This window comes from Porticoccus sp., assembly GCA_023261185.1.
Lineage (GTDB): Bacteria > Pseudomonadota > Gammaproteobacteria > Pseudomonadales > Porticoccaceae > Porticoccus > Porticoccus litoralis.
On the sequence record JALRJN010000093.1, the window covers coordinates 1 to 8,910 of the forward strand.

At 54.4% G+C, this 8,910-nt stretch carries 9 protein-coding genes; 6 read left to right on the plus strand and 3 right to left on the minus strand.

Features of this window, described 5'->3' with window-relative positions; all coding sequences use genetic code 11:
• The 3 genes from ACYZYZ_RS08895 to ACYZYZ_RS08905 form a co-directional block, all read right to left on the minus strand.
• The coding region (locus tag ACYZYZ_RS08895) for a PAS domain-containing protein (protein ID WP_461484000.1) at nt 1-1,356 on the minus strand (1,356 nt) is incomplete at its 3' end.
• 59 nt (nt 1,357-1,415) lie between these two features.
• Nucleotides 1,416-2,468, minus strand: coding sequence for a DUF2333 family protein (locus tag ACYZYZ_RS08900; RefSeq protein ID WP_461484007.1), 1,053 nt, complete (start codon nt 2,466-2,468; stop codon nt 1,416-1,418).
• Nucleotides 2,469-2,470: 2 nt separating this feature from the next.
• A complete protein-coding gene (locus ACYZYZ_RS08905) occupies nt 2,471-2,911 on the minus strand; it encodes a copper chaperone PCu(A)C (protein WP_461484001.1) in 441 nt (146 codons plus the stop codon).
• 155 nt (nt 2,912-3,066) lie between these two features.
• Between ACYZYZ_RS08905 and ACYZYZ_RS08910 the strand changes: the two genes are divergently transcribed.
• The 6 genes from ACYZYZ_RS08910 to ACYZYZ_RS08935 all read left to right on the plus strand — a co-directional run.
• Complete coding sequence (locus ACYZYZ_RS08910) at nt 3,067-4,794, plus strand: protein-disulfide reductase DsbD family protein (RefSeq protein ID WP_461484002.1); 1,728 nt, start codon at nt 3,067-3,069, stop codon at nt 4,792-4,794.
• Nucleotides 4,795-5,062: 268 nt separating this feature from the next.
• Nucleotides 5,063-5,509, plus strand: a complete 447-nt coding sequence (aroQ, locus tag ACYZYZ_RS08915; RefSeq protein ID WP_461484003.1) for a type II 3-dehydroquinate dehydratase — start codon at nt 5,063-5,065, stop codon at nt 5,507-5,509.
• Nucleotides 5,510-5,533: 24 nt separating this feature from the next.
• Nucleotides 5,534-5,983 carry an acetyl-CoA carboxylase biotin carboxyl carrier protein gene (gene accB / locus ACYZYZ_RS08920; protein ID WP_305170498.1) on the plus strand — a complete coding sequence of 150 codons (450 nt, stop codon included), beginning with the start codon at nt 5,534-5,536 and terminating at the stop codon, nt 5,981-5,983.
• 25 nt (nt 5,984-6,008) lie between these two features.
• Entirely contained in the window at nt 6,009-7,349 is a 1,341-nt protein-coding gene (accC, locus tag ACYZYZ_RS08925; RefSeq protein ID WP_461484004.1) for an acetyl-CoA carboxylase biotin carboxylase subunit, read from the plus strand.
• Nucleotides 7,350-7,409: 60 nt separating this feature from the next.
• Complete coding sequence (gene prmA, locus ACYZYZ_RS08930; protein ID WP_461484005.1) at nt 7,410-8,288, plus strand: 50S ribosomal protein L11 methyltransferase; 879 nt, start codon at nt 7,410-7,412, stop codon at nt 8,286-8,288.
• A 47-nt stretch (nt 8,289-8,335) separates the two neighbouring features.
• Nucleotides 8,336-8,910, plus strand: a 575-nt coding sequence (locus ACYZYZ_RS08935; protein ID WP_461484006.1) for an MJ0042-type zinc finger domain-containing protein, incomplete at its 3' end; no start/stop codon positions are given.

The window sequence follows — 8,910 nt, forward strand, 5'->3', positions numbered from 1 at the left end:
CAAGTCGATGTATAGCAGCGTATGGGTATGCTCAGCCGAATGCGCATCGTCAATGGATTTTAGAATCTCGTTTTCCAGAAGCCGGCGGTTCGCCAACTGAGTCAACGGATCATGGGTGGCCTGCCAGGTGAGTCGTGTGGAAACACGACGCGCCTCACTGATGGAGCGAAACACCAGCACGGTGCCGGAAATATCATTGAGCCGATTACGCAGAGGTGTCGCCGTCGCCACAATCTGCAGAGGTTCCTGGCCAGGCACTTTTAATAATGTGTTTTCCGGAACCGAAACCGCCTTTCCCCTTGCCAGCGCACTCAGGCAGGGCGACTCCACCACTTCACCGGCCTCATTCACTAGCGGTAGAAGTTCATCCACATAACGGTTGGGCTGCGGATCATGAAAACCCAACAGCTCCATACCGATCGGGTTTAGGTGTTCTACAAGGCCATGACGATCTGTCAATAAAATACCGTCCACCACCTGCGAAAAAACAGTGCTGATCAGCTTGCGCTGGTGAAATAACGCCTCCAGGTTTGCCGAGTCTAGCGTGACATCTCGAAACAGCACCACCCAGCCTTCTCGCTTGGCTGCCGACTGAAAGCATGTGGCACTCAGGGTTATACTTTCACCGCTGGCAGTGGCACCCTCCAGGACAAAAACGTCCTCAGCATCATCAGAGCCTTCCAGGGCCTGCCTGATATCACTACTATCTGTATCCAGCCCGGGCAAAAGCACCCTCAGCGGACGATTCTGAAGTTGTTCCAGACTAAAACCAAACAGTGACTGCAGGGCATCATTGGCATCAAGAATCAGGCTCTGATTGTCCACCACCAACATGGGCGTGCGCGATGTTTCCATGTAGGCTGGGCAACGTTCAGCCTCCAATTGCGGAGAAGCCCTGTCGTGCTGAACCGGAGCTGAGGCCACACTGTTAAACGGCGCTTCATCAATCTGCACCAAGCAGCAGTCACCAATGTCAGGAATAGCCACTGCGGTGAACTGAATACGGTGCAGTGGCATCTGACGGGCCCCCCCCGACATCAACACTTCCACACTGTCCAGGTGACCCGGGTCACGCTGCTGATCCCACCTGGTATCCCTACCCTGAAATAGAGCATCATCAACAGCGATTGCAAAGGCAGTACCAACCAGGCTGGGGAAAAGGCCATCAAATGCCCGGTCTGCCACATCCATTGCCGGCATCCCGGTCCAGTCGGCGAGCCACTGGTTCCAAAAGCGGATCCGCAAGCGTGAATCCAATAGCATGATGCCTAGTTCCTGGTGCTCCAGAACGGCCAGAAGCAAGTCATAGTCAGCCGCCGGCACCAGCTTTACGCTGGAGGGAATATCTGTGTTCATCGTCTGAGCCACCGCTTGTTCCCCCTATTTGGCATTCCTGTTGCCACCTTTCAACCATGCTAGCCCTGGGCTAGCAATTCCCTCAGGTCAATAATGGCCGCATTGGCACGACTGATGTAAGAGGCCATCACTAGCGAGTGATTGGCCAGCAGCCCTAACCCACCGCCGTTCAGTATGACCGGAAATACCGCCTGCTGTGTACCCTCCAGCTCCCGAATAATCTGTTGCAAGCTGACCCGCGCATTTTTCTTACGCAGAATCTCATCAAAATCGATTTCGATGGCCTTTAACAGCTGGATGAGCGCCCAGGTACTACCTCGAGCCTCATAGAATACATCGTCCAGTTCCAACCAAGGCGTTTTTACCACCAGCTCACCCGGCGTATTGGTGGACTGCTGACTCGCTGCCTCACCCGCCAGGTCAGTATTGATACGCCGCTGCCCGACACTGGCGCTCAAACGCTGAGACAAGCTACCCAACCGAGTTTCCACGGTGCCCAGCCAATACCGTAAGTTATCCGCCCGGGCGTAGAATTGTGCATCGTACTGGGCTCTGTCACTAAGGCGCTTCAGATAGCTTTCCAGGTACTGCATGCCCTCCCGGTACTCGGATTCCGTGGCAGGCACAATCCAGCTATTGTGGTCAAAATTGAATCTGGATTCCGCCAATGCGAGATCTCCATCTTCGGTGGACTGGGATAAAGAGCGGCTAAACGCCTCGCGCAGGGCCTTGTTAAAATCCCGCACCTGAATCACCACACCGTATTCCCAATTGGGAATGTTATCCATCAGCATGCCCGGTGGCGCAATATCATTACTGAGATAACCGCCACGCTTTGTAAGCAGAGTATCCACAATACCGATCAGTGTCGCAGTGGAAACACCACCCACGACCTGCGCTGTGGCACGGGACTGAGCATTTTCCGCAACGTCAAACAACGCCGGTTCTTTATCCCAATACCAGCATAGGATAAGAATGGTCAGCACATAAACCAACACCACCGTCACGCTTGCACGCACCCAGAGGGGGTTATGGGGACCGGTGTATTCATCTACCAGTGCATCACCCACATCCGACGCCTTACGTGACCATTTTTTTGCCCAACGAGGCATTTTCATCGACTATTGCCCTCACTCAGCACGCTGCGAACAGGAGCCTTGATCTCCACTTCCGAACAACCTTCAAACAACAAACGGATACTGTATTCATCGCCATCTTTGAGTGCATCCTGAACACCGAACAGCATCAGGTGGTAGCCCCCGGGTGCCAGTCGCAACTGCTCACCCGAAGGAATCAGCAGCGATGGCACTGGCCGCATGGACATGGTGCCACCGTGGTGACTGTGGGCATGCACCTCGGCACTTCCCGCCAGCGGTGAGGACGCCCCCACCAGCTTGCAGTCACTATCAAGCCCATTATCCAGCGTCATAAATGCAGCCGTCACCGTCTGGCCCGGAGGCAAACCGCGAATGTAGGCATCACGGACCACAAACTCTCCGGCAATCACCGGCACCGCAAGTATTGCCAAAACTGCGACCAGCAACCTTTTATACATAGAACATGCTCTTCCCGAATACCTGAGAGACTATAACATTGCCACTGGGAGCGGAAAATGATTCTCGCGCCAACCGGCTGCCCTCCGTACAATACTGAACCAACCGTGCATCATTAACTCAAAACCCATCACTTTTGTATTTACGAGCAGCACCCATGCGCAATCGTCTTGCCGGCAATCTTCTGACCCTATTGTTCCTCTTTTGTCTGTCGGCAACGGCTGACACGCTATTCGAGCAATCAAACGGCAATGACCCCCTCTCAAGCCCGGCAGCGACCTTTCAGCCGGTAGAAGAAGCCTACCAGTTGTCTGCCCGCCACGAGCATCAACAGCTCATCCTGGATTGGCAGATTGCTCCAGGCTATTACCTTTACCAACATCGCTTCAAAATTCTAGATACAGATCACAAACCCATCACTCAATCGCCGACTTTCCTCCCTGGAAAGACCATTTATGACGATTATTACGAAAAAGAGCTAACGGTTTACTATTCCAACACCCAGCTGACAGTGCCGACACCTTCTGCACCCACCTCACTAATCATTGAGTCCCAGGGCTGTGCCGATGCCGGACTCTGTTACCCGCCACGCAGCCAAAAGCTAGATTTCAACCCTGACAATCACAGTTACACAGTATCGGAGGCCAGCGCCCTTTCACCAGCATCTCTAAACCCGACACAGCCCCAGCCTGGCAAACCGAACCTGATACTCATGCTGGTTTTTGCCCTTCTGGGAGGCATGATCCTCAACCTGATGCCCTGCGTTTTCCCCATTCTCTCCATCAAGGCGCTGAGCCTGGCAAAAGCGCACCTCGGCCCCCATAACAAACACCTGCACGGAGCAGCGTATACGGCGGGTATTGTGCTCAGCTTTATGGCCATTGCGGCACTACTGATTTCACTGCGCCGGGCGGGCGAGGCTGTAGGCTGGGGATTTCAGCTACAGTCTCCCGTCTTCGTTGGATTGCTGGTATACCTGTTTGTCTTGATGGGAATGAGCTTTTCCGGATTGATTTCATTCGGCTCTCGCCTGATGAACGTTGGCCAGACAACCACACAAGGCCACAGCCTCACAGCCACCTTTATGACCGGCCTACTTGCTACTGTTGTAGCCAGCCCCTGTACGGCTCCGTTTATGGGGACCGCGCTGGGTTTCGCCCTGGCCCAACCCGGCTGGGTTGCCATGGCCATATTCTGCGCCCTGGGGGTAGGCATGGCACTGCCTCTGCTTGCTCTCTCCTGGTGGCCGGGCCTGACCAGGCGCCTGCCTCGGCCCGGACCATGGATGGATCATTTCAAAAGTTTTCTCGCCTTTCCTCTGTATTTAAGTGCCGTCTGGCTTCTCTGGGTGCTGGGCAGACAGGTGGGCAGCGACCCGGTAGCTGCAATCATCGCCGGTGTAGTGATGCTTTTATTTGCTTTTTGGCTGCTGGGCATACGCAAGACAGCATTGACCCGAACTCTTGCCGCATTGAGTCTGCTCATCGCTATTCTTCTGCCCTGGCAGGCTCACCAAAACGGCGAATCCAACGACCAACCCTGGGAGCCCTATACCGAGGCGCGCCTGCAGGAACTGCTTTCCCAGGAAGATGCCGTGTTTGTTAACCTTACTGCCGACTGGTGTATCACCTGCCTTGCGAATGAAAAAATTGCGCTGAGCTCTCCCAGCTTGTTCGATGCCTTTCGTGAACAGCAGGTCACCTACCTCAAGGGAGACTGGACCAATTACAATCCGGAAATCACGCAACTGCTCAATCGACACCACCGCTCGGGGGTCCCGTTGTACCTCTTTTACCCTGCAGGCCAGAAAGATCCCGTCATCCTCCCCCAACTACTGACAAAAAATACCGTTTTATTGGCTATTTCTCGGAAGATAGGCAAATAAACCATCAATTTTTTGAATTTTGCACCAACTTCTCTGATTTTGTCGGCATTCTCAGGGAAAAGGGCCGCAACATCCCGCCTCAGCGCATCCCCACGTTAAAAACGACGCCTCAAGAGCGAAAATTTCTGCGAAAACTACTGGAAAAAGTCGCTAAAATCTGCAAAAAATAAAAAATTGGACAGTTTTGCCATTTTGAGGCAGACTTCTCATCAATCCCCTGATCCTGCGGGATCGCGACACAACCCAACACACTGCTAGTGGGGACATCATGGCAACCATACTGGTACTCAACGGCCCCAACCTGAATCTGCTCGGTACTCGCGAGCCCGGCCTGTACGGCAGTGAAACCCTGGAAGATATCAACCAGTCACTCACTGACCTTTGCCTGCAACAGGGGCATCACCTGCTGTCACTGCAAAGCAATGCCGAATATGAGCTGGTGGATCGCATCCACGACGCAAAAAAAGAAGGGGTCAACTTCATTATTTTTAACCCGGCGGCCTTTACCCACACCAGTATTGCCCTGCGCGATGCCTTGCTCGCCGTGGAAATCCCTTTTATTGAAGTGCACCTGTCAAACGTGCATGCCCGGGAAGACTTTCGCAGCCATTCGTACCTTTCCGACATTGCACAAGGCGTGATCTGCGGCCTTGGCAGTATCGGTTACCAGCTTGCCCTGCGGGCTGCACTACAACAACTTGAAACACAATCCTGATCAGACCATTTGGAGCAACCACAGATGGATATCCGCAAAATCAAAAAACTGATTGAGTTACTCGAAGAATCCAACATCGGCGAAATCGAGATTAAGGAAGGCGAAGAGTCCGTTCGCATCAGCCGCAATGGCCCCGCTGCCGCCACACCTTTTGTGATGCCAGCACCCATGGCGGCACCCGTTGCCCCTGCTGCCGCGGCACCAGCTCCGGCTGACGCCGAAGCTCCTGTCGAACAGGAAGGCCACGCCATCAAATCGCCCATGGTAGGCACCTTCTACCGCTCGCCCACACCAGGCGCCAAGGCATTTATCGAAGTAGGGCATCAGGTAAAAGCCGGAGACGTCCTCTGTATTGTCGAGGCGATGAAAATGATGAACCAGATTGAGGCCGACAAGTCTGGCACCATTGGCGCCATTCTCGTGGAAGACGGTGAGCCGGTGGAATTCGATCAACCCATGATCATGATCATCTAAACTGCGGCCCGGAGGATTATCAGCAATGCTGGAAAAAGTGCTCATTGCCAACCGCGGTGAAATTGCGCTGCGGATTTTAAGAGCCTGCAAAGAACTCGGCATTACCACTGTCGCCGCGCATTCAACGGCCGACGCCAACCTGAAACATGTATTGCTCGCAGATGAAACCGTCTGCATCGGGCCCAACTCCTCTGCGCAAAGCTATCTGAACGTACCAGCCATTATCAGCGCCATGGAAATAACCAATGCCCAGGCGGTTCATCCCGGGTACGGCTTTCTGGCAGAAAATGCCGACTTTGCCGAACAGGTGGAAAAAAGCGGCTTTATTTTTATTGGCCCCACTGCGGATGTAATTCGCATGATGGGCGACAAGGTAGCCGCCATCGAAGCCATGCGTACCGCCGGCGTTCCCACGGTACCGGGCTCAAATGGCCCGCTGAATGACGATGAAGATCGCAGTAAAGCCTTGGGCCGTGAAGTGGGCTACCCGGTGATCATCAAGGCCGCCGCAGGTGGTGGTGGTCGCGGTATGCGAGTGGTACGAGAGGAAGATGAGCTGCTAAAAGCCATTCAAATCACTCGCTCGGAAGCCAAAGCTGCATTTGGTGACGACACGGTTTACATGGAGAAATACCTGGAAAACCCGCGTCACGTGGAAGTACAGGTTCTTGCGGACGGCCAGGGAAATGCCATCCATCTTGGCGACCGGGACTGTTCATTACAACGCCGCCACCAGAAAGTTCTGGAAGAAGCTCCCGCCCCCAACATCCCCGATGAGGCCAGGCAAGCAGTCTTCACGGCCTGCGTCAACGCGTGCATCGAAATCGGCTACAGGGGTGCCGGAACCTTCGAATTTCTTTACGAGGACGGCAAATACTTTTTTATTGAAATGAATACCCGGGTTCAGGTTGAACACCCGGTCTCAGAAATGATTACCGGTGTCGATATTGTCAAACAACAGTTGCTGATCGCCAGTGGCGAAAAACTCAGCCTCAGTCAGGACGACATCATCTTCCGGGGTCACGCCTTTGAGTGCCGCATCAATGCAGAAGATCCGAAAACGTTTATGCCAAGTCCCGGCAAAATTACCGCCTACCACCCCCCGGGAGGTAACGGTGTCCGCGTCGACTCTCACATTTATGCAGGCTACACAGTACCCCCTTACTATGACTCTCTGGTAGGGAAAATCATCACCTACGGCCAGACACGGGATGCCGCTATGTCACGCATGGCAAATGCCCTGGACGAGCTGCATATTGAAGGCATCAAGACCAACATTTCTTTACAGCGCGAACTGGTCAGTGACCCTGAATTTCGCAAGGGCGGTGTGAATATCCACTACCTGGAGAAGAAATTGGGTCTGTAACAAGCACTGATTAACACGACAAAGCCCCGCCATTACGGGGCTTTTTCTTTTGGAGAACCCATGCCCTGGTTGCAACTGCGCATCGACAGCAATCGCCAATCTGCCGAACACATAGAAGATGCCCTGCTTGACGCAGGCGCAGCATCCGTCACCTTCGAGGACAATGCCGACGAACCCATTCTTGAGCCCGCGCTCGGCGAAACGCCACTCTGGCAACAAACCCGGATCACCGGATTATTTGATGCCGGCGTTGATACAGCCGCCGTCATCTCCTTTCTCGAGGAGCAGTTAGATCTTCCGGAGCTAGCTTATCGCTGGTCCCCCCTGGAAGACCGCGACTGGGAAAGGGAGTGGATGAAACACTACCAGCCCATTCAATGCGGCTCGCACCTGTGGATTTGCCCAAGCTGGATTGCGCCACCAAACCCCGGCGCTGTAAATCTGCTGCTTGATCCGGGGCTGGCCTTTGGCACAGGCACCCACCCAACCACCTTTCTGTGCCTACAGTGGCTCGACAGCCTTGATCCAAAAGGAAAGAGCGTCACCGATTACGGCTGTGGCTCGGGGATTCTTGCCATCGCCTCATTGCTACTGGGCGCCTCATCTGCAACCTGTGTCGATATCGACCCTCAGGCACTGAGCGCGACCCTCGACAACACTGAGCGCAACCACCTTGAACCCGGAAAAGTGGCTGTATTCTTACCCGAGCAGGCTCCACAACAGCCTACCGATATCGTCATCGCCAATATTCTCGCAGGCCCCCTGGTTGAGCTAGCTCCCAAGCTCGCAGAACTCACCAACCCGGGTGGCAGACTCTGCCTGTCAGGCCTGATTGAACAGCAGGCTGAAGAAGTGATGGCCAGCTATGCCGACTGGTTTGACTTCGACCCACCCGCACAACAGGAACAATGGGTCCGACTTACGGCTGTCAAGCGCTGAGCCATGTCGATAGAATAGGCTGACATTTTCCGGACAACCTGCCGTCGATGAATGAAATAATCACTCGCTGTCCGGGCTGCTCGGTTTCCTTCCGCGCCATGCCAGCCCAACTGCAAGCCGCCAATGGCCTGGTTGGCTGCGGCGCCTGTTTACTGGTCTTTAATGCCAGGGAAAACCTGGTTGAAAACCCGTTATTCGGCCTACCCGACACACCCGAATTCCAAACTGTAACCGACGATAACGCAGACGACTTCCTTATCCACGATGATATGGATACCGACCTGCTCTCAGGCGATCCCGCCGATGGAACGCCGGAGCCAGAACCAACCCCCGCTGCGGTCTGGGAAGAAGAAACAGTCACAGGGGTAGACCTGACCGCCGGGATTGACCTAACTACGCCAGAACCCGAGGAGTATCCAACCTCAACTGCGGCCCCCTATACAGCGCCACCGGTAGCACAAGACAGCAGCCTACTTAATCTGGAAATCATCGACATCAGCCTGCCCGAAGCCGAAGCCGAAGCCGAAGCCGAAGCCGAAGCCGAAGCCGAAGCCGAAGCCGAAGCCGAAGCCGAAGCCGAAGCCGAAGCCGAAGCCGAAGCCGAAGCCGAAGCCGAAGCCGA

Excerpts from the sequence above, each read along its gene's own strand:
- accC (WP_461484004.1), top strand. The coding sequence starts at position 6,009 with ATGCTGGAAAAAGTGCTCATTGCCAACCGCGGTGAAATTGCGCTGCGG.
- ACYZYZ_RS08910 (WP_461484002.1), top strand. The coding sequence starts at position 3,067 with ATGCGCAATCGTCTTGCCGGCAATCTTCTGACCCTATTGTTCCTCTTT.
- ACYZYZ_RS08900 (WP_461484007.1), bottom strand. The coding sequence starts at position 2,468 with ATGCCTCGTTGGGCAAAAAAATGGTCACGTAAGGCGTCGGATGTGGGT.
- prmA (WP_461484005.1), top strand. The coding sequence starts at position 7,410 with ATGCCCTGGTTGCAACTGCGCATCGACAGCAATCGCCAATCTGCCGAA.
- aroQ (WP_461484003.1), top strand. The coding sequence starts at position 5,063 with ATGGCAACCATACTGGTACTCAACGGCCCCAACCTGAATCTGCTCGGT.
- accB (WP_305170498.1), top strand. The coding sequence starts at position 5,534 with ATGGATATCCGCAAAATCAAAAAACTGATTGAGTTACTCGAAGAATCC.
- ACYZYZ_RS08905 (WP_461484001.1), bottom strand. The coding sequence starts at position 2,911 with ATGTATAAAAGGTTGCTGGTCGCAGTTTTGGCAATACTTGCGGTGCCG.